This is a genomic window from Myxococcus hansupus (genome assembly GCF_000280925.3).
GTDB lineage: Bacteria > Myxococcota > Myxococcia > Myxococcales > Myxococcaceae > Myxococcus > Myxococcus hansupus.
This window is the reverse complement of the sequence record NZ_CP012109.1, coordinates 1,826,333-1,846,440: the sequence shown is the minus strand read 5'-3', so window position 1 is coordinate 1,846,440 and position 20,108 is coordinate 1,826,333. Positions and strand designations below refer to the sequence as shown.

General features: G+C 69.3%; 18 protein-coding genes. 9 read left to right on the top strand and 9 right to left on the bottom strand.

Going from position 1 to position 20,108, the window contains the following annotated elements; translation table 11 throughout:
• Window positions 1-43: 43 nt before the first annotated feature.
• Window positions 44-1,018 (top strand): GDP-mannose 4,6-dehydratase, encoded by a 975-nt coding sequence (gene gmd / locus A176_RS07650; RefSeq protein WP_002634621.1) that lies wholly within the window; start codon window positions 44-46, stop codon window positions 1,016-1,018.
• Window positions 1,019-1,945, top strand: a complete 927-nt coding sequence (locus tag A176_RS07645) for a GDP-mannose 4,6-dehydratase (protein ID WP_002634622.1) — start codon at window positions 1,019-1,021, stop codon at window positions 1,943-1,945.
• A 33-nt stretch (window positions 1,946-1,978) separates the two neighbouring features.
• Here A176_RS07645 and A176_RS07640 read toward each other — a convergent pair whose 3' ends face one another.
• Window positions 1,979-2,719 carry a hypothetical protein gene (locus A176_RS07640; RefSeq protein WP_002634623.1) on the bottom strand — a complete coding sequence of 247 codons (741 nt, stop codon included), beginning with the start codon at window positions 2,717-2,719 and terminating at the stop codon, window positions 1,979-1,981.
• A gap of 107 nt (window positions 2,720-2,826) precedes the next feature.
• On the opposite strand from A176_RS07640, the gene A176_RS07635 reads away from it, so the two are divergent.
• A complete protein-coding gene (locus A176_RS07635) occupies window positions 2,827-3,327 on the top strand; it encodes an NADAR family protein (protein WP_002634624.1) in 501 nt (166 codons plus the stop codon).
• Here A176_RS07635 and A176_RS07630 read toward each other — a convergent pair.
• Window positions 3,324-3,926, bottom strand: coding sequence for a dihydrolipoyllysine-residue succinyltransferase component of 2-oxoglutarate dehydrogenase complex (locus A176_RS07630; protein ID WP_002634625.1), 603 nt, complete (start codon window positions 3,924-3,926; stop codon window positions 3,324-3,326). The genes A176_RS07635 and A176_RS07630 overlap by 4 nt on opposite strands.
• Before the next feature lie 8 nt (window positions 3,927-3,934).
• The gene (locus A176_RS07625) at window positions 3,935-5,020 is read right to left on the bottom strand and encodes a glycosyltransferase family 4 protein (protein ID WP_044889572.1); all 1,086 of its coding nucleotides are present in this window, start codon (window positions 5,018-5,020) and stop codon (window positions 3,935-3,937) included.
• A 47-nt stretch (window positions 5,021-5,067) separates the two neighbouring features.
• On the opposite strand from A176_RS07625, the gene A176_RS07620 reads away from it, so the two are divergent.
• The 4 genes from A176_RS07620 to A176_RS07605 all read left to right on the top strand — a co-directional run bounded on the left by A176_RS07620 (window position 5,068) and on the right by A176_RS07605 (window position 13,051).
• Window positions 5,068-7,308 (top strand): glycosyltransferase family 4 protein, encoded by a 2,241-nt coding sequence (locus A176_RS07620; protein WP_002634627.1) that lies wholly within the window; start codon window positions 5,068-5,070, stop codon window positions 7,306-7,308.
• On the top strand, window positions 7,305-8,027 hold the full coding sequence (locus A176_RS07615) for a hypothetical protein (protein ID WP_002634628.1): 723 nt from the start codon (window positions 7,305-7,307) through the stop codon (window positions 8,025-8,027). The genes A176_RS07620 and A176_RS07615 overlap by 4 nt, the downstream gene beginning before the upstream one ends.
• Before the next feature lie 264 nt (window positions 8,028-8,291).
• The gene (locus tag A176_RS07610; RefSeq protein WP_002634629.1) at window positions 8,292-9,113 is read left to right on the top strand and encodes a glycosyltransferase; all 822 of its coding nucleotides are present in this window, start codon (window positions 8,292-8,294) and stop codon (window positions 9,111-9,113) included.
• Between the two features lie 158 nt (window positions 9,114-9,271).
• Complete coding sequence (locus A176_RS07605) at window positions 9,272-13,051, top strand: FAD-dependent oxidoreductase (RefSeq protein ID WP_002634630.1); 3,780 nt, start codon at window positions 9,272-9,274, stop codon at window positions 13,049-13,051.
• 22 nt (window positions 13,052-13,073) lie between these two features.
• Here the strand turns inward: A176_RS07605 and A176_RS07600 are convergent, their stop codons facing one another.
• Window positions 13,074-13,739 carry a hypothetical protein gene (locus tag A176_RS07600; RefSeq protein WP_002634631.1) on the bottom strand — a complete coding sequence of 222 codons (666 nt, stop codon included), beginning with the start codon at window positions 13,737-13,739 and terminating at the stop codon, window positions 13,074-13,076.
• A 189-nt stretch (window positions 13,740-13,928) separates the two neighbouring features.
• Here A176_RS07600 and A176_RS07595 point away from each other — a divergent pair, with 189 nt between their 5' ends.
• Both A176_RS07595 and cyaY read left to right on the top strand, forming a co-directional pair.
• Window positions 13,929-14,426 (top strand): SixA phosphatase family protein, encoded by a 498-nt coding sequence (locus A176_RS07595; RefSeq protein ID WP_021781064.1) that lies wholly within the window; start codon window positions 13,929-13,931, stop codon window positions 14,424-14,426.
• On the top strand, window positions 14,423-14,755 hold the full coding sequence (gene cyaY, locus A176_RS07590; protein WP_044889529.1) for an iron donor protein CyaY: 333 nt from the start codon (window positions 14,423-14,425) through the stop codon (window positions 14,753-14,755). The genes A176_RS07595 and cyaY overlap by 4 nt, the downstream gene beginning before the upstream one ends.
• Here the strand turns inward: cyaY and A176_RS07585 are convergent.
• The 5 genes from A176_RS07585 to rpsB all read right to left on the bottom strand — a co-directional run bounded on the left by A176_RS07585 (window position 14,743) and on the right by rpsB (window position 19,891).
• Complete coding sequence (locus A176_RS07585; protein ID WP_044889530.1) at window positions 14,743-16,542, bottom strand: diguanylate cyclase; 1,800 nt, start codon at window positions 16,540-16,542, stop codon at window positions 14,743-14,745. The genes cyaY and A176_RS07585 overlap by 13 nt on opposite strands.
• Window positions 16,542-17,099: a ribosome recycling factor gene (gene frr, locus A176_RS07580; RefSeq protein ID WP_002634635.1), complete on the bottom strand. Its 558-nt coding sequence runs from the start codon at window positions 17,097-17,099 to the stop codon at window positions 16,542-16,544. Before frr ends, A176_RS07585 begins: the two co-directional genes overlap by 1 nt.
• Before the next feature lie 37 nt (window positions 17,100-17,136).
• Complete coding sequence (gene pyrH / locus A176_RS07575) at window positions 17,137-17,889, bottom strand: UMP kinase (protein ID WP_002634636.1); 753 nt, start codon at window positions 17,887-17,889, stop codon at window positions 17,137-17,139.
• Between the two features lie 216 nt (window positions 17,890-18,105).
• A complete protein-coding gene (gene tsf / locus A176_RS07570) occupies window positions 18,106-18,759 on the bottom strand; it encodes a translation elongation factor Ts (RefSeq protein WP_002634637.1) in 654 nt (217 codons plus the stop codon).
• 157 nt (window positions 18,760-18,916) lie between these two features.
• A complete protein-coding gene (rpsB, locus tag A176_RS07565) occupies window positions 18,917-19,891 on the bottom strand; it encodes a 30S ribosomal protein S2 (protein WP_002634638.1) in 975 nt (324 codons plus the stop codon).
• Window positions 19,892-20,108 lie beyond the last annotated feature (217 nt).

The following is a 20,108-nucleotide window of genomic DNA, read 5'->3' as shown; positions in this document are numbered from 1 at the left end:
GTCGGCTAGAAAGTGCGTCTTCCAGCCAACACAGAAAACGACCATGGCGACCAAGCGCGCACTCATCACCGGCATCACGGGACAGGACGGCAGCTACCTCGCGGAGCTGCTCCTTTCGAAGGGCTACGAGGTGCACGGAATGGTGCGCCGCTCGTCGGAGGAGAAGTTCGAACGCATCCAGCACCTGCACGGGAAGATTCAGCTCCACCAGGGCGACCTGCTGGACCAGTTCTCGCTCGCGGCGCTGTTGAACCTGACGAAGCCGGACGAGGTCTACAACCTCGCGGCGCAGTCCTTCGTCCCCACGAGCTGGAATCAGCCGGTGCTCACCGGCGAGTTCACCGCGCTGGGCGTGACGAAGATGCTGGAAGCCGTCCGCCACACCCGCCCGGAGGCGCGCTTCTACCAGGCGTCGTCCAGCGAGATGTTCGGCAAGGTGCTGGAAGTCCCCCAGACGGAGGACACGCCCTTCTACCCGCGCAGCCCGTACGGCGTGGCCAAGGCGTACGGCCACCACATCACGGTGAACTACCGCGAGTCCTTCAACCTCTACGCGGTGAGCGGCATCCTCTTCAACCACGAGTCGCCGCGCCGGGGCCTGGAGTTCGTCACGCGCAAGGTCACGTACAACGTGGCGCGCATCAAGATGGGCCTCCAGGAGAAGCTGCCCATGGGCAACCTGGACGCCAAGCGCGACTGGGGCTTCGCGGGCGACTACGTGGACGCCATGTGGCGGATGCTCCAGCAGCAGAAGGCCGAGGACTACGTGGTGGCCACCAACGAGACGCACACGGTGCGGGAGCTGGTGGAGATTGCCTTCGCGCGCGTGGGGCTGGACTACGAGAAGCACGTCTTCATCGACCCGGCCTTCGTGCGGCCCGCCGAGGTGGACCTGCTTATCGGCGACCCGGCCAAGGCCAAGGCGCAGCTCGGCTGGGAGCCCAAGGTCCGCTTCAAGGAGCTGGTGGAGATGATGGTGGACGCGGACCTGGAGCGCGTGAAGGCGGGGCAGCGGTAGATGCGCATTCTCGTCACGGGAGCGGATGGCTTCGTCGGCCGGCATCTGTGCGCGCTGCTGCGCGCGGCGGGCGACGAAGTGGTGGAGGCCCACGGGCCGCGCGGGGAAGGTATCAACAGCAACGCCCTGCACTTCGACGTGGCCAACGAGGCCTCGGTGAAGGCGGCGGTGGCCGAGACGAAGCCCGAGGGCGTCATCCACCTCGCGGGCTTCAGCTCGGTCGCGAAGAGCCACCACAACCCCTCGCGGGTGTTCGCGGTGAACACCATGGGTGTGGTGCACCTGCTCACCGCCGTGCGCGAGAGCGTCCCCAAGACGCGCGTCGTGCTGGTGGGCTCGGGTGAGGTGTACGGCCCGGTGCCCGAGGGCACGCGCGCCACCGAGGACACCCCGCCGGTGCCGCTGAGCCCCTACGCGGCCTCCAAGTCCGCGGCGGAGCTGGCCGCGGTGCAGTTCCACCGCAGCTACGGGCAGGAAGTCATCATGGCCCGGCCCTTCAACCACCTGGGCGCCGGACAGGACCCCACCTTCGTGGTGCCTTCGTTCGCCGCGCAGATTCGCGCCATCGGACTGGGCACGGTGGATCCGGTGCTGCGCACCGGCAACCTGGACGCGGTGCGCGACTTCTCCCACGTCCGCGACGTGGTGGAGGCGTACCGGCTGCTGCTCGACAAGGGTGAGCCGGGGCAGGCGTACAACATCGCCAGCGGCGAGGGACGCACCATCCGGAGCCTGCTGGAGGAGATGCTGTCCCTGGCGGGCGTCAACGCGCGCATCGAGCTGGACCCGGCGCGCCTGCGGCCCTCCGACATCCCCAGCCTCGTCGGCGCGCCCGACAAGCTGAAGGCGCTGGGCTGGGCACCGAAGCTGACCGTCACGGACGCGCTGCGTGACGTGCTCGGCCCTCGCGTGCCTGGCGCGGCCTGAACCGCGGCACCCTCTTCTGCCGGGGGGCGTGAGTCAGCCGCCCCCCGCGCCACGCAGGGTCGCCCAGGCCTGGAGCCGCCGGTCCAACGCGGTGAGCGCCCACAGGTCCGCGGGATTGTCGGGCGCCACCTGGGACACATCCCGATGAAGCGCCTCGCGCGCTTCGACGACGCCCCACTCCGACAACACCCTCAGCGCCATCAACGACGGCTTGCGCTCCACCAGCGCGAGCAGCACCGCCGACACCCGCGGGCTTCGCTCGTCCGCCAGGCGCTGCACCGCTTCATGACGCGCCTCGGGCGTGGAGTCCGGCGACGCCAACACCGCCGCGAGCGCGTTGAAGCGCGCCTCGTCCAACAGGGGGCGAGGCCCCAACGGTGAGTCCCAGTGCTCCACCGTCACGCGCGTCCGACCGAAGGCGGCGCACTCCCGGCGCAAGCCGTCGTCTCCGACGAGGTCCAGCATGGGGTCCTTCGAGGGCGTTCCCCCTTCGAGCAGCCGATGTGCTCGCTCGGCGAGCACGGGGGAGGCGCCCAGCAGGTGGACGCGAAGCACCGTGGCCTCGGCCGTGGGACTCTGTTCGGCGGAAACGCGGCCCCACTTGAGGAACACCTCCGCCATGCCGTGCGCCTGGATGTACCAGCGGTACTCCAGCCACACCGCGCTCGGACGGAGCGCGAAGCGCGCGTCCTCCTGCTCGCGGAGCCTGGGAGCCCCTTCCTCCACCCCCGTGAAGCAGCGTTCCAGCAAGCCCTGTGCGTCGGTCAGTGTCATGAGAGGAGCGCCGCAGAAGACGACGTCCCGACATTGTACGGCGCTTGTCAGGGATGCGCGCCGCCATCGTTAGTGTATCCTCAACACCATCCTTTCGGAGGCATCACATGAGCGGCGCCCACTCGAAACGCTTCACCTTCTTCTGGAGGGACCAGTCTCCCTTCTCGCAGTGGCACCGCTCCGCCTTCGAGGTGGACGGCGCGCGCTACGTCTGCGCGGAGCAGTACATGATGGCGGGGAAGGCGCGCCTCTTTGGAGACACGGAGGTCCTGGCGAAAATCCTCGCCTCGGAATCTCCCAAGACGCACAAGGCGCTGGGCCGCAAGGTCCGTCACTTCGACGCAGCGAAGTGGGAACAGGCGCGCGAGCAGATCGTCTACGAAGGCAACCGCGCGAAGTTCACGCAGAACCCCGCCCTGCTGGAGGCGCTCCTGGCCACCGCTGGGACGGAGCTGGTGGAAGCCAGCCCCATGGACCGCATCTGGGGCGTGGGCCTGAGTGAAGAGGACCCACGCATCCAGAACCCCGCCACATGGCGAGGGCTCAACCTGCTGGGCAAGGTGCTCACGAAGCTGCGCGAGGACCTGCTGGCGGAACGCGCGCCTTAGAAAACGTAACGCACGGGAGCCTGGTCTTGGATGACCAGGTTCACCGCGCCCGACGCCTTGCCGAACTGCGCGCCAAAGCGCTTCGAGACGGAGGACAGGTCGAAGCGAGGCCGCGCCCGCAGCATCGCCTTGCACCTGTCGCCGTGCGCGTCATGCACCAGCACCAGGTTCGCCACCGGCGTGCCGTCCACCCCCTGCTGGAGCATCCCGTCCCACTCGAGCGAGTACGTGTGCTCGGCGCAGCCACCGCCATGCGACACCCCCAGCGTCAGGACGGGGCCCTCGACGCGCATCGAATAGATGCCGATGGAGTCCTTCTGCTCCGGCGACTTCGTCACCACCAGCGGCAGCAGGGCGCCCGGCGACGTGTCGTCCTTCGTGGGCGGCGCCTCCTCCGACGCAGACTCGACGGGCTTCGCCTCGGCGGGCGGAGCTTCCACGGGAGCCTGCGCGTCGGAGGACGGCGCCTCGCCGGAAACCTGCGCGTCGCCAGCGCTCGCGGACGGGGCTTCCATGGGCGCAGGGCCCGTGTCCTGACGGCTCGCGCAGCCCACGAGCAGCCCGCACAGCACGAATCCACTCCACACGCGCTTTCGCATACGTCTCCTTATCGCCGCAGCGCGGCCTCGTAAGCCGCCAAGGTGCCCTCGGCGGTTCGCTTCCAGGTGAACTTCGCGGCCTGCGCCTTGCCCTGCTCGGCCAGCGTCCGCCGCTCGTCCGGCGAGTGCAGCAGCCGCTCCAGGGCCCGCGCGAGCCCGTTCGCGTCATCGGGCCGGACCCTCAGCGCCGCATCACCGCAGACCTCCGGGAGCGAGCCCGCGTTGGAGACGATGGTGGGCGTCCCCAGCCGCATCGCCTCCAGCGGTGGCAGGCCGAAGCCCTCGTAGCGCGATGGAAACACGAACACCGCCGCGCGGCGCATCAGCTCGTAGAACACGGCGTCGGACTGATAGCCGAGCGAGCGCACCTCGTACCCTTCGGAGCGCAGCCGGGAGATGCGCGACTCCACGCGCCCGGCGCCGAACCAGCTCTGCCCCGCGAGCACAAGCGACACGGGACGCCCTCGCAGCCGGAGCCGCTCCAGCGCATCCAGCACCAGGTCCACGTTCTTCCGGACGTCGAGCGAGCCGGCGTAGAGCACGTAGTCCTTCGGCAGCGCGAGCGCGCGCAGGAAGTCCCTGCTGGTGGCGTCCAGCTCCGGCGCATGGACGTGGTCCACGCCATTGGGCACCACCACCGTGCGCGGCTCGACCTCCGGATGGAGCGCCAGCAGGTCCTGCCGGGTGCGCTCGCTCACGCACACCACCTGGTCCGCCACCAACAGGCTGCGCGACAGCCACAGGCGGAACTGCCAGCGGAACGCGGTGGACACCGTCTCCGGCATCAGCAGCGGGATGACGTCATGCACCGTCAGCACGTACTTCATGCCGGGCGCGCGGATGAGCGGCAGGTTGAAGTTGCCGTGCGCGTGGTACAGCGGCACGCCCGTGGACTGGAGCACGCGAGGCAGCCTCGCGAGCGTCCAGGCCGTGCGACCCGCCTTCGCACGAGGCGCCTCACCAGAGACGTTCGCCCCCACGCGGGTGAGGCGCACGCCCAGGGACTCCAAGGCGGAGGCCAGGCAACGGGTGTACAGGCCGATGCCGGTGGTCGGCTCGTCCCAGAGTGTCGCGTCGTAGGCGATAGGTCCCATGGACACGGTGCGCCTCATACCACGCGCGTGTGATAGGCAGGGCACGCATGGCGATCCACCAGTTGATACCGAGCTTTGTCCCCGGCGACGCCACCGGGCAGGCCGCGCTGCACCTCCAGCTCCTGCTGCGGCGGATGGGACATGCGGGCGCGCTGTACGCGGACGAAGTGGGGCCGGGGCTCGAAGGGCTGGCCCAACCCGCCGCCAGGCTGCGGCCCGAGCCCGATGACCTGGTCCTCTACCACCACGGCATCGCCTCCCCGCTCAGCAGCCGCCTGATGCACCTGCCCTGCCGGCGCGGCATCGTCTTCCACAACATCAGCCCCGCGCGCTTCTACGAAGGGCTGCCGCTGTCGGACGCGCTGGTCGCGGGCCGCGCTCAGCTCGCCGCCATGGCCCCCTTCGCGGACGTGGCCATCGGCGTGTCGGACTTCAACGCCGCCGAGCTGCGTGTCGCCGGCTACCGCAACGTCCACACGGTGCCCCTCTTCATCGAGCCGGAGCGCTTCTCCCGCGCCAGCGCGGACGCGAAGATGCTCGAGCAGCTCTCCGGCCCGGGCCCTGTGCTCCTCGGCGTGAGCCGGGTGATGCCACACAAGCGCTTCGAGGACCTGCTCGCGCTGCACCGGGAAGTGCTGCGGCTGCGGCCCGAGGCCCGCCTGCTCATGGTGGGCGGCTACGAGCCCGGCAGCCGCTACTTCCGAATGCTGAAGCGGCAGGCGCAGGACCTGCGCGGCGTGAGCTTCCTGGGACGGCTGAATCACGCCCAGCTCGTCGCCGCGTACCGCTCCGCCTCGCTCTTCGTCTCCATGAGCGAGCACGAAGGCTTCGGCGTCCCCCTCATCGAGGCCATGGCCGCCGAGGTGCCCGTGCTGGCCTACGCGGCGGCCGCGGTGCCGGAGACGCTGGGCGGCGCGGGCGTGGCCTTCGACCAGAAGCGCTTCGCGTTCCTCGCCGAGCTGGCGGTGGACCTCAGCGAGGACCTGTCGCTGCGCGAGCCCCTCATCGCCGGACAGACGCGGCGGCTGGAGCACTTCTCCGCCAGCACCGCGCAGGCCGCGTTCTCGAAGGCCCTGGAGACGGTGCTGCCGCGCCCCGCGCCTCGCAAGGCCCAGGCAATCCCCAAGCGCCCCAGGGTCGCCCTGGTGGTGCAGCGCTATGGGGAGGTGACGGGCGGCGCGGAGAAGCTCGCCGCACAGATGGCCGAGCACCTGGCCCCGCACTGGGACCTGACGGTGCTGACGACCTGCGCGAAGAACCACCTCGTCTGGGACAACGGGTTCCCTCCCGGCCCGGACGAGGTGAACGGCATCAAGGTCCTGCGCTTCCCCTCCACGCGGGTGCGCAACATCCGCGGCTTCAACGGCCTGTCGCGGCAGGTGTTCGACAAGAGCATCGAGCGACTGCGCGAGGAGCAGTGGGTGGCCGAACAAGGCCCCATGTGCCCTGGCTTGCTGAACCACCTGGCCACCGAGCGCGACGCCTACGACGGGTACCTCTTCTTCACGTACCTCTACGCGCCCACGGTGTGGGGACTGCCCCTGGTCGCGGACCGGGCCCTGGTCGTCCCCACCACGCATGACGAGGCCCCGGTGCGCTTCGGCATCTACCGGGACGTCTTCGAGCGCCCGCGCGCCCTGCTCTGCCTCACGCCGGAAGAGCACACCCTCATCGAGAAGTACTTCCCCCAGCATGCCCCCACGCGCGTGGTGGGCGTGGGCGTGGACCGCCCCAAGGCGGACAGCACGCGCTTCCGGGAGAAGCACGGCATCCACCAGCACTACCTGCTCTACATCGGTCGCCAGGAGCCGGGGAAAGGCGTGCCCGAGCTGCTCGAGTACCACCGGGCGCTCCGGGAGCGGTACGCCGACGCGCCGGACCTGGTGCTCGCGGGTGACACCAACATGGAGCTGTCCGGCGAGGGCGTGCGCTACCTGGGCCGCATCGAGGAGCAGGACAAGCACGACGCGCTGTCGGGCGCGCTCGCGGTGGTGGTGCCCTCCCGCTACGAGAGCCTGTCCCTGCTGACGCTGGAGGCCTTCGCCCAGTCGACGCCAGTGCTGGTGAACGGGCGCTCCGACGTGCTGGTGGGACAGGTGGAGCGCAGCGGCGCGGGCCGCGCGTACACGGACCTGGAGTCGTTCATCCAGGGCCTGCGCGAGGTGGGCGCGGAGCGAGGGCCCATGGGCAAGCGGGGCCTCGCCTACGTGAAGAAGCAGGGCTGGCCGCAGGTGGTGGCCGCCTACCGGGAAGAAATGCAACGCATCCTCGAGGAGAATCGCCAATGAAGCTGCTGGGACGGGACATCCCCGCGCGGGAGTTGATTGCCCGCATCGAGGAGCGCCTGCGCACGCGCGGCCTCCCCACCTCCGAGGAAGTGGACGTGCCCCCCGAAGGCGTGGAGCCCCGGGTGGAGCCACTGACCTTCAACCTGCACGCGTTGGAAGAGAATGCCGACGCCACGCGCGCGCTGCCGCTGCACACGCATCGCGGCGGCGTGGGCCAGGCCGTCCTGCTGGCCAAGTGGGCCTTCCGCAAGTCGTGCCAGGTGTTCATCAACGAGACGCTGGGGCGGCAGCGCGTGTTCAACGGGCACGTGCGCGACGCCTATGCGCAGCTCTCCGCCGAGGTGATTCGACTGCGTCGAGAGGTGGAGACACTGCGCGCACAGGCCGCCTCCACCAGCGCGGGCCACGCCCCCCTGCCCAAGGAGCGCCCGGCACGCCGCGAGGATGCGCCCGCAACCGCCCCGGTCCCGGCGGAGCGACCCGCGGCGCCGTCGACGCCCGTGGACGACGCCGTCCTGCCCCGACCGAGAGAGAACCGGCCCGCTTCCGCCCCTGCCCATCAGGCACGGCCCAAGAAGGTCTCGGCACCCGCCGGTGAAGTCACGCCTGCCTCGGCGCCTCGCGCGAAGAAGGGCTCAGCGCCCTCGCGGCCGCAGCCGGATGGGCAGCCCGCCAGCGCACGCGGCGGCAAGAAGCGGCGGCACAAGAAGGGCCCCTGAGCGTCGGCGCCGAGCGGGGGTGGCGGAGGCCGCCCCTTCGACGCCGTCACCAGTTGTCACGAACAGGCAACTCCGCCTCGCCCCGGAATGCCATGCCGAGACGGCGCGTCGGCGAGAGTTCCCGTCGCAAGAATGAAACGCCGTCTCACGTTGGATAACCGAGGCGCCCCCGGGTCGGGTCTCACGCCCACCCGAGACACGACATGCTGATGCGTCCGTCGCGTTGCATTGACGGACTATCCGCAATTGTGCTGAATCGAACACGTGCTCGCCCCCTCTCTGAGTGTCACCATCCCCGCCTACAACGAGGGCCAGCGGCTCCCCCGCTTCGTCGAGGAGCTCACGCGTGTGTTCCTGGAACGGAGCGCGCCCCCGGTCGAGTTCGTCGTCGTCGATGACGGCAGCACCGCCGAGCACTCCGAACTGCAGCGCGCGAGCGTGGCTTCGGCACAGGCCCGTTTCACGGAAGCCAACGCACCTCACCAGTTCACCTACGTGGCCGCGCCTCGCAATCAGGGCAAGGGGTCGGCTATCCGGCTCGGCTGGCGGCATGCCTCCGCGGGCGTCACGTGGATGGCCTTCCTGGATGCGGATGGCGCCATCAGCGCGGAGGAGTTCCTCCGGCTGGTCGAGCTGACCACCACGCCCCTGGCGGAGAAGCTGGACGTCCTCGCCGGCTCGCGCATCCTCATGGCCGGTCGCCGCGTGGTGCGCAATCTCCACCGCCACCTGCAGGGCCGCATCTTCGCCACGCTGACGGATGCGAACTTCAAACTGCACTTCTACGACACGCAGTGCGGCGTGAAGCTCGTCCGGGCCGACCTGCTGCGTCCCCTGCTGGATGTGCTTCAAGAGCAGCGTTGGCTGTTGGACGTCGAGCTCCTGGTGCTGCTCAAACGACAGGGCGCGCGCTTCCTGGAGGTCCCCATCGACTGGGAGGACTTCGGGGGCTCGAAGGTCGTCCCGGGGCTCGACGCGGCGCGCATGTTCTGGGGGCTGCTGCAACTCAGGAAGCGCCTGGAGCGAGTCTCGCTGCCCGCGCCGCAGGGTGTGCTCCCAAGCGGAAGCCCGCACCTGCATCCGTAGTCCGAAGCGACACCGTGTAGGCGCGCATCCTCTCTCTTGTGAGGGAGACGCACGCCCCCACCCACAGTGACACGGTCGCTTGATTTCCAGAGGGCGCCTCGCGAAATAGTTCTGGATAGGCAACCGTTGCTCCAGGTTCCTCCCACACTGTTCGTGACATGCGCGCCTTGACCGACCTGCTCTCCGAACCCGCCCCTGTTTTGACCCTGGGCCTGCCAGGCTTCTCCTTCGAGGACCTCTACCGCCCCAGTCGTCTGCGCCGGCTGGCGGAGCGCTTCGACGCCCAGCTCGCCGAGGAGGAGCCCGATCTCTTCCAGGCCTTCGAGGCCTACCGCAAGTCAGGTGGCGACAGCGCCCACGGCGCCGCCGAGTCGGACCTGCTCATCCGCGTCGCGCGCCACGTGTCGCGCTTCGTCACGCGCCTCTTCCGCGTGGAGCAGGAGTTGGGACGGCTGTCCGGCAACCTCAAGGGCGAGCTGCCACTCTTCGACTTCAAGCGCGAGTTCATCACCCGCCGCGTCTTCAGGAAGGGCGCCCCGGACCGCCCCACGCTGGCCGAGTACCCCTCGCTGGACGCGCGCATGCGCCTGCTCCTCCAGTTGGGTTTTCCGGAAGCCATCGCCACGGGCGACCTGGAGCGGGGCCTGGCGGAGTCGGTCCTCTCGCTGATGGACCTGGAGCGCCTCTTCTCCAACGCGCTGCCCGCCGAACGGAAGGCCGAAGCGGAAGCACTGCGGGCACGCTGGAGCGCGCTGCGCGAGGTGCTGCTGTCCTCCCCCGAGGGCAAGGACGCCTTTGGCTCCAGCCTCGTCACCCAGGGTGACGACGCCTCGGAGCTCCAGGCCGTGCGCGCGCTGCTGTCGCTCGCGGACCGATGGACGTACGCGCGTGCCCTGCACCCGGAGACGAAGGAGCTGTTCCACGCCTGGCCCACGCACCGGATTCCCAAGCCCCTGGTGTTCGACCAGCTCGTCCAGCTCCAGCGCCCGGACAACGACTTCCCGGAGGCCACCGAAGGTCTGGCGCACCACCTGCGCCACCGCGATGGCTTCAAGCTCACCGACCGCCGTGGCACCTCGCGCGACGTGATGAACGAGGTGGACTACTGCGTGCTCTGCCATGAGCGGCAGAAGGACTCGTGCACCAAGGGCTTCCCCGCGAAGGACCCGGTCGCCGAGGGCCACCACTACAAGAAGAACCCGCTGGGCATCCCCCTCAACGGGTGTCCGCTGGACGAGCGCATCTCCGAGGCACACCTGCTCAAGCGCGAAGGCAACGCCGTGGCCGCGCTGGCCATGGTGACGCTGGACAACCCGATGTGCCCGGGCACCGGCCACCGCATCTGCAATGACTGCATGAAGGCCTGCATCTTCCAGAAGCAGGAGCCGGTGAACATCCCCCTGGCGGAGACGGCCACGCTCACGGACGTGCTCGAACTGCCGTGGGGCTTCGAAATCTACGGCCTGCTCACCCGCTGGAACCCGCTCAACGTCCGCCGTCCGTACGCGCTGCCCTATGTCGGCCGCAACGTGCTGGTGGTGGGCCTGGGCCCCGCAGGCTACACGCTGTCGCACTACCTGCTCAACGAAGGCTTCGGCGTCACCGGTGTGGACGGCCTCAAAATCGAGCCCTTCCCCGACGAACTCGTGGGCCGCAATGGCCACGTGCTGCAACCCATCCGCGACTGGTCCGCGCTCACGCGCGAATTGGACGAGCGCATCCTCGAGGGCTTCGGCGGCGTGTCCGAGTACGGAATCACCGTGCGCTGGGACAAGAACTTCCTCACGCTCATCCACCTCACGCTGGCGCGCCGCGAGGGCTTCCGCATCTTCGGCGGCGTCCGCTTCGGCGGCACGCTCACGGTGGAGGACGCGTGGGAGCTGGGGTTCGACCACATCGCTATCGCCGCGGGCGCGGGGCGGCCCACCATCATCGGGATGAAGAACAACCTCATCCGGGGCATCCGCAAGGCCAGTGACTTCCTGATGGCGCTCCAGCTCTCCGGCGCATTCAAGAAGGACTCGCTCGCGAACCTCCAGGTGCAGTTGCCCGCCCTCGTCATCGGCGGAGGCCTCACCGGCATCGACACCGCCACCGAGCTGATGGCGTACTACCCGGTGCAGGTGGAGAAGGCGCTCGCCCGTCACGAGAAGCTGGTGGCGCAGGTGGGCGAGGAGGCCGTGCTGGCCCGCCTCGACGCGGAGGAGCGCGTCACCTACCAGACCTTCCTGGAGCACGGCCGCGCGGTGCGCGAGGAGCGCGAGACAGCGAAGGCCCAGGGCCGCGCCCCGGACTTCATCAGGCTGGTGCGCGCGTGGGGCGGCGTCAGCCTCGTCTACCGCCGCGGCCTCACCGAGTCCCCCGCCTACCGCCTCAACCACGAAGAGGTGACGAAGGCGTTGGAGGAAGGCATCCGCTTCATCGAGCGCATGAGCCCGGTGGAGGCGCTGCCGGACGCCTCGGGCGCCGTGCGCGCGCTGCGCTTCGAGCGCATGGTGACGGTGGACGGCAAGCTCAAGGGCAGCGGCCAGTTCTTCGAGCTGCCCGCGCGCACGGTGTGCGTCGCCGCCGGCACGTCCCCCAACGTCACCTACGAGAAGGAATACCCCGGCACCTTCCAGCTCGACGCGCGGGGCGAGTACTTCCAGAGCCACGAGCTGGTGGAGACGGACGCCGGCTTCTCACTGGCCCCCGTGACGGCGAAGGAGGACCCGGCGGCCAAGACGGGCTTCTTCACGTCGTACGCGAAGGAGGGCCACTTCATCTCCTTTTACGGCGACAACCACCCCACGTACGCCGGCAACGTGGTGAAGGCCATGGCCAGCGCGAAGGATGGACATCCGCAGGTGGCCCGGCTGTACGCGAAGGAGGTCGCCGCGCTCGACTTCACCGACGAGGTGGCCCAGGCCGCTCGCGAGGCGAAGCGCGCCGAGCACTTCGCGAAGTTGGACGAGGCGTTCACCGCCACCGTGGTGGCCGTCAACCGCCTGACGCCGACCATCGTCGAGGTGGTGGTGCGCGCGCCCTTCGCCGCCAGCCACTTCTTGCCCGGCCAGTTCTACCGGCTGCAGAACTTCGAGCGGAACGCCCCGCTGGTGGACGGCGTGCGGCTCACCATGGAGGGACTGGCCCTCACCGGCGCCTGGGTGGACAAGGAGAAGGGGTTGATGGGCACCATCGTGCTGGAGATGGGCTCGTCCTCGCGCCTGTGCGCCGCGCTCAAGCCCGGCGAGCCCGTGGTGCTCATGGGCCCCACCGGCGCCCCCACGGAGATTGGCCACAACGAGACGGTGGTGCTCGTGGGCGGCGGATTGGGCAACGCGGTGCTCTTCTCCATCGCCCGCTCGCTCAAGGCCGCGGGGTGCCGCGTCGTCTACTTCGCCGGCTACCGGCAGAAGACGGACTCCTTCAAGCACGACGAAATCGAGGCGGGCACGGACCAGATTGTGTGGTCCGTGGACACCGGTGACACCATCGCCCCGCGCCGACCGCAGGACTCGGCGTTCCGGGGCAACGTGGTGCAGGCCATGCTCGCCTACGCCGAGGGCGCGCTGGGCCCCGCGCCGGTCATCTCGCTTTCGGAGGTGGACCGCATCATCGCCATCGGCTCGGACGGGATGATGCGCGCGGTGGCCGAGGCGCGGCACGGCGTGCTCCAGCCGCACCTCAAGCCCGGGCACGAAGCCATCGGCTCCATCAACTCGCCGATGCAGTGCATGATGAAGGAGATTTGCGCCCAGTGCCTCCAGCGGCACGTGGACCCGGTGACGGGCAAGGAGACGTGGGTGTTCTCCTGCTACAACCAGGACCAGCGGCTGGACCAGGTCGACTTCGTCAACCTCCGGCAGCGCCTGCGCGGCAACACCGTCATGGAGAAGGTGGCCGACGTCTACCTGGCGCAGCTCTTCAAGCAGGCCCCGCACCTCAAGCGCATCTGAGGCGTGGGGACCGGGCGGGTGTTCACCGGCGCGTGCCGGTGAAGACGCGGAGCATCTCCTGGTAGTTCTGGATGAGGTCCTCCTCGCGCGTCAGCACGATGTCGACGTTCGCATCGCCATAATCGCGGCGAGCGTCGGACAACTTCTGGAACGCATCCACCTGGGCGCGCATCGACGCCACCTGCTCCGCCATGCCCTGCTGCTGCTCGGGCGGCAGCCGCGCCTGGAGCGCCTCCAGCTTCTTCAGCTCCTCCTCGTACTGGAGCGTGCGCCCCAGTTGGCGCTGGCTGATGACGGCGGTGACGACCTCCGCGAGGCCGTTGACGTCCGCCTCGCTCAGCTTCGCCTCCTTGCGCGCCTCGGCCTCCGCCTTGGACTTGGCCTCCACCACCTTCAGCCCTTCGCGGGCCGCCGCCATGGCCTCCGGCGTGCCGGCATCCACCAGCGCGCCTAGGTTCTGCAGGCCCTTCAGCAGCGTCCCGTAGACCTCCAGCATCCGCCGCTGGTAGCCCACGTACGCGTCGAGCTTCTCCTTCGTCACCGTGTAGGGGCCCGCCACCACGGCGTCGTCATGGACGCCAGGAGCCTGCTCGCCCACCGCCCCAGCAGCCGGGTCCGAAACCTCCTCGGCTTTCTTGCAGCCCGAGAAGGCCATGAGCACCCACAGTCCCCACAGCACCTTGCGCACGCGCGTTCCTCCAGACGGGACATGTCAGCCCCTCGTGTATGCTCCGGCAACCTGGGCGGTCAGAGGCGTCCCGCCTCTGTCTGTCACGGTGGGGTTGTTCCGGCCACTGAACAATCGCCGCATTACCTTTGACCAACCCCGCCGCGCTCGTGTACGAACCGCGGTTCTGTCGAAAGCGGTGGAGGGAATTTGAGGCTTTTCCTGGTTAGGCACGGCGATGCGGACGCGGAGATCCCAGAGGGTCTCGGTGACGAGGCACGCGCCCTCACCGCGAAGGCCCGGACTGGCACCGCGCAGCACTTCGGAGCGCTGGCCGCGCGCATGGGCCCGGTGGGGCGCATCCTGACCAGCCCGCTGGTGCGCACGGTGCAGACGTCGCAGCTTCTCTCCATCGCCGCCAAGTTCGAAGGCCCGCTCAAGGTGCACCGCTGCCTGCTGCCCGACATGCCCGTGGGCGCGGTGGAGCCGGTGCTCAACGAGTTCGCGGACGAGAACCTCGTCCTCGTGGGGCACCAGCCGTCCATGGGCGCCCTGGCGGCGCACCTGCTCGGCATGCAGTCCTTTCCCAAGCCGGTCAACCCGGGCACCGTCATCGGGCTGGAGCGCGTGGAGGGTGAAGCCACCCCGGCGTTCAAGTTCCTGTTCTACGCGGCTCCCGGCCAGCAGGTGCTCGAAGTCATCCAGTGATGGACGAAGCTCGCTACAACCAGCTCACCTCCGCGGCGTTCAAGCGCATCCTCGCCGCCGCGGATGACCTCGACCCCGACACGCTCGAAGCCGACAGCACCGGCGACATGGTGACGCTCACCGCCGCTTCGCGGGAGAAGTGCATCATCAACACCCAGCGTGCCGTGCGGCAGATCTGGGTGGCGGGCCGGGGCCAGGGCATCCACTTCGACTACGATGCGGCCACCGGCACCTGGAAGGACGACAAGGGCCGGGGCCTGGAGCTGATGTCGTTCGTCGCGGGCGTGGTTCGCGACATCAGCGGTGTGGACCTCGTCTACCCCGGCTGAGTCCTTCCGCTCGCGGCTTCCACCCAGTCACCACCGGCGGCCTGCGCGCGGCGCAGGGCCTCTCCGGCCTCCTTCAAGAGACTCCCGAAGCTGACCTGCGCCAGGGCGCCCGCCACGGGCCCACGGCCCGGAGGGGGCTCGGAGACGGCGACGCCCACGGAGGCGCTGGCGCCCTCGAAGGCCTGCAGGGACTTGATGAGCTCGCGAAGCCGCTGGCCCACCACCAGCGCGCCGGAACGCGGCGTGTGCGGGAGGAAGACGACGAAGCGGCTGTCCGCGAAGGGCACGGCCACGTCGATGTCGCGGACTCCGGACACCAGCAGGCCCATGGCCTCGGCCAGCGCGAGCTTCCGCGCCGCGGGGGCCAGGGACGCCGCCTTCTCGGCGAAGCGGTCGATGTCCACCAGCAACACCGCGATGGGGTAGCGGTAGCGGCGGCTGCGCTTCACTTCCATCAGCATCAGGCGCTTGAGGAACTCGAAGTCCGGGTGGGAGCCCACGGACGCCAGGTCCGAGCGGGAGATGCGGCGCCCGTCCGGCACCGGCGTGGACGCCAGCGCGGGGAAGGAGCCCGACATCCGCGAGCCCGCGACAGGAGCCGGTGCCGCCGGGCCCGCGTCTGGCGCGCGCACGGCGGATTGCGCCGCGGAGGAGCCGCTGGTGCCCGGGGACTCCAGCACCGAGGACGACACGGTGGCGGGCTGCGTGGGCCCGACGCCGCTGGTGCCCGGGGACTCCAACACCGAGGGCGACGCGGTGGCGGGCAACGCCTCGGGACCGGAGGCACTGGCACCCGTGGCGTCCGAAGCGGCTGCACTGGCGGCGGCGGCGTGAGGCGCGTCGGCGGATCGGGCATCGCCAGCGACATGGGCCTCGGCCAACGGCGCCGCATTCTCGACCGAGGAAGGCTCGGCGGCCTCCTCTTCGACGATGACGCCCGTGACCACGGACGGCGCGTCTGGCTCCGGCTCCGCGTGCAGCAGCGGGAGGCCATCATCGTCAGCGGCGCCCGGCGCGTCCGCAGCCTGGGGAGACACCATGACCGCATCCCGAGCGTCGCTGTCGACCTCGGAGGACGGTGAAGTAATCGGCTCCGCGTCCAGCTCCGGAGCAAGCGCCTCGGATGCCACAGTCGCGCCAGGGAGCGGCGGAGGAACGGACGAAGCCCGCGCTCCCTCCGACGCCGTGCCCTCGTCACCGAGCGGCGACGCAGCAGAGGCCCGCGCTCCAGCGATATCACCCGGCGTCGAACCCTCCGCCGAATCCCGCGTCCCCGCGGCATCATCGAGCGGCGGAGGGGGCGGCATCCGCCCCATGTCTCCGGACAGCGCCAGCCCATCCGCGTCGTCATCGAGCGGCGGCGGTGGCGGCGGCCTCACGGGCAAGGGCGGCGGCAGCCCGCTCAGCGTGGCCACCCGCCGACGGGCCTCCTCGCGCTGCACCAGCAAGGACACGCACGTCAGCACCGTGGCGCGCTTCAACGGCCCGACCAGGCATCCGTCCGCGCCCACCTCGGCGGCGCGCGTGTCAGCCTGCTCCTCATCGGGCGAGTACAACAGCAACACCGGAGTGGCCAGGCCTTCGGCGCGCACACTCCGGCACAGCGCCTCGCCATCCAGGGCGCCCATTGCGGACGCCAGCAGGATGGCGGGCGACTGCTCCCGCACGGTGCGCAGCGCCTCATCGACGCTGCCCACCCAGGACACTGCATGGCCGGCGGACTCCAGGTAGCGGCGCAAGACGCCCGCCACCGGCGCGGAGGGCTCGGCGAGGACGATGGAGGGCATCAAACCTCCATGACCTCCTTCTCCTTCTTCTTCACGATGTCATCCACCTGCGCGATGCCGGCGTCGGTCTGCTTCTGCACCGTCTCCGTGATGCGCTTGTGGTCGTCCTCCGTGATCTTCTTGTCCTTGAGCTGCGTCTTCAGCGCCTCGTTCGCGTCGCGGCGGAGGTTGCGGATGGCGACCTTGAACTCCTCGCCCTTGTTCTTCACCTGCTTGGCGATGTCCTTGCGGCGCTCCTCGGTGAGCGGCGGGAAGGGCAGGCGAATCATCTCGCCGTCGTTCATCGGGTTGATGCCGAGGTTCGCCTCGCGCAGCGCCTTCTCGATCTCCTTGAGGACGCTCTTCTCCCACGGCTTGATGGTGATGAGCCGGGGCTCGGGCGCATTGACGCTGGCCACGCCGGACAGCGGCGTCGGCGTGCCGTAGTAGTCCACGCGCACGCCATCCAGGATGGCGGTGCTGGCGCGGCCCGTGCGGACCTTCGTCAGGTCCGTGCGCAGGCCCTCGAGCGACTTGTCGATGCGGCCCTTCAATTCGGCGACGACGTCTCCACTCATTGCTTTCTCTCCTTGAGTGCTTGCCGGTGGTCCGGACTCAGGCCCAGACCGTCTCGCTGCCACCCACCAACGTACCAATGTCCCCGTCCGCCAGCACGGCGCGGCGGATGTTTCCCCGCAGCGTCAGGTCGAACACGATGATGGGAAGCTTGTTGTCCATGCACAGCGAGATGGCCGTGGAGTCCATGACGTTGAGATTCTGCTTCAACACGTCCATGTACGTCAGCGACCGATAACGCCGCGCGGTGGTGTCCTTCTTCGGGTCCGCGTTGTACACGCCGTCCACCTTGGTCGCCTTCAGGATGACCTGCGCGTTGATTTCCATGGCGCGCAGGGAGGCGGCGGTGTCCGTGGTGAAGTACGGGTTGCCGGTGCCCGCCGCGAAAATCACCACGCGGCCCTTCTCCAGGTGGCGCACGGCGCGCCGGCGGATGTAGGGCTCGGCGATCTGCTCCATCTTGATGGCGGACAGCACGCGCGTGTGGAGGCCCTTCTTCTCCAGGGCATCCTGCATGGCCATGCAGTTGATGCAGGTGGCCAGCATGCCCATGTAGTCGGCGCTGGCCCGGTCCATGCCCTCGGTGGCGCCCGCGACGCCCCGGAAGATGTTGCCTCCGCCAATCACCAGGGCCACTTCCACGCCCGCCTGGGCCACCTCGATGACCTCGTCGGCGATTCCCATCAGGGTGGGCGGGTGGATGCCGTACTTCCCCTCCCCCATCAGGGCCTCGCCCGAGAGCTTGAGGAGAACGCGCTTATACGGGAGCGGCTTCGTCGTGTCGGAGGACATGCGCCACCGCTTCTATCCCCCGCTCCGCGAGGGATCAACGCTGGAGTCGGCCCACACATGTCACATCGTCCGCTGGCGGTCGCCAGGGGAGGGGTCATCCAGACCCAAATGGAAGGGCCGCGTCGCCCGGACACCCCGTGGTGGGGAATTTCCGGTGCGCGCGGCCCTGGTCCTGCCTGCATTCAGGCGCGCGGCCCCCAGGGGACCGCGGGGGCCTTACGCCTGGCCCAGCGTCTTGGCGACTTCGGCGGCGAGGTCGTCCTTCTTCTTCTCGATGCCCTCACCGACCTCGTAGCGGACGAAGCGGCGCACGGAGACCTTCTCGCCAATCTTGGCGGCGCGCTCGGAGATCATCTCGCCGACCTTCTTCTTGTCGTCCTTCACCCAGAGCTGGTCCACGAGGCAGACGCCCTCGTAGTACTTCTCCATCTTCCCGACGAGGATCTTCTCCAGCATCGCCTCGGGCTTGCCCTGCTGCTTCAGGATCTCCCGCTGGATGTCCTTCTCCTTGTCCAGGTTGTCCGTGGGGACCTCCTCACGACGGACGAACTTGGGGCCGGCCGCGGCGATCTGCATGGCCACGTCCTTCACCAGTTCCTGGAAGTCGGGGTTGCGGGCGACGAAGTCCGTCTCGCAGTTCACCTCGACGATGACGCCGATGCGGCCGCCATGGACGTAGGTGCCGACGACGCCTTCGGCGGCAACGCGGCCTTCCTTGCCCGCGGACTTGGCGATGCCCTTCTTGCGCAGCCACTCCTCGGCCTTGGCGAAGTCGCCGCCCGACTCGGCGAGCGCCTTCTTGCAGTCCATCATGCCCGCGTTGGTCCGCTCGCGGAGTTCCTTCACCATCTGGGCGCTCACTTCGGCCATTGTCGTCTCCTGCCTCCGCCTCTCCAGGGCGCAGCGCGCCGGGCGGAGCAATCCAAGTTCAAGGGGAAACTGCGTACCAAGGAAACAGAGGCGGCCGGGTAGCAGGCCCGTACTGGCGCCACCCGGCCGCTTCAGCACTGACGTGAGGAAGGGACGGCTACTCGGCCGCCGCCTCACCCTCGGGAGCGGCCTCGGCGGCCGGCTCGGACGCGACGGGGGCCGCGGCGCCCTTCATCTCGACGAGGGGGCCACGGCGCTCGCCGCCACGGTCACCACCCCGGTCACGACGGTCATCGCGGCGGTCGCCACGGCGCGGGCCACGGCGGTCGTCACGGCGATCACCGCGGTCATCACGGCCCTCGCGCTCCTCCTGCTCGTCGCGCTCGGCGGCGCCCGAGGCGCGGTAACGCGCGGCGCCCTCGATGCAGGCCTCGGCGATCTTGGAGGTGAACAGCTTGATGGAGCGGATGGCGTCGTCGTTGCCGGGGATGACGAAGTCGATGCCGTCCGGATCGCAGTTGGTGTCCACCAGGCCGATGACCGGGATGCCCAGGCGGCTGGCCTCGTGGATGGCGATGTGCTCCTTCTTCGGGTCGATGACGAAGACGCAACGGGGCAGCTTCGACATCTCCTTCACGCCGCCCAGGTTCTTCTCCAGCTTCTCGCGCTCACGCTCGAGCAGGGCGACTTCCTTCTTGGGCAGGCGGTCGAAAGTGCCGTCCTCGGCCATCTTCTCCAGGCCCTTCAGCCGGTCGATGCCCTGCTTGATGGTCTTGAAGTTGGTCAGCGTGCCACCCAGCCAGCGGCTGGTGACGAAGAACTGACCGGCGCGCGAGGCCTCCTCGCGGATGACGTCCTGCGCCTGCTTCTTGGTGCCCACGAAGAGCACCGAGCCACCGCGCGCGGTGATGTCCGCCACGAAGCGGAACGCCGAGCGGGCCATCACGACCGTCTTCTGCAGGTCGATGATGTAGATGCCGTTGCGGGCGCCGAAGATGTACGGCTTCATCTTCGGGTTCCAGCGCTTCGTCTGGTGACCGAAGTGAACACCGGCCTCCAGGAGCTGCCTCATCGTGATGCCACCGGCGGCGGCCATCGCCTGCTGCTGCGACTGCGTGTCCTGCGTTTCCATGTTGTCTCTCCGGTTATTCCGCCACGCCCGAGCAAACCTTCCGGCCGAAACGTCCGGGGGCGCGCCCTCCTTCGAGGAGGAACCTGCCCACGGAGGCACCGGCGACCGGCACGAGCGTGTGTGTAGTGGGTGCTACCCAGGGTGAACCACCCCCGGTCCCCATACCTCGGGGCGGGGGGTCCTTAACAGAACCCCTCCGGGCCGCGCAAGCTTCGCC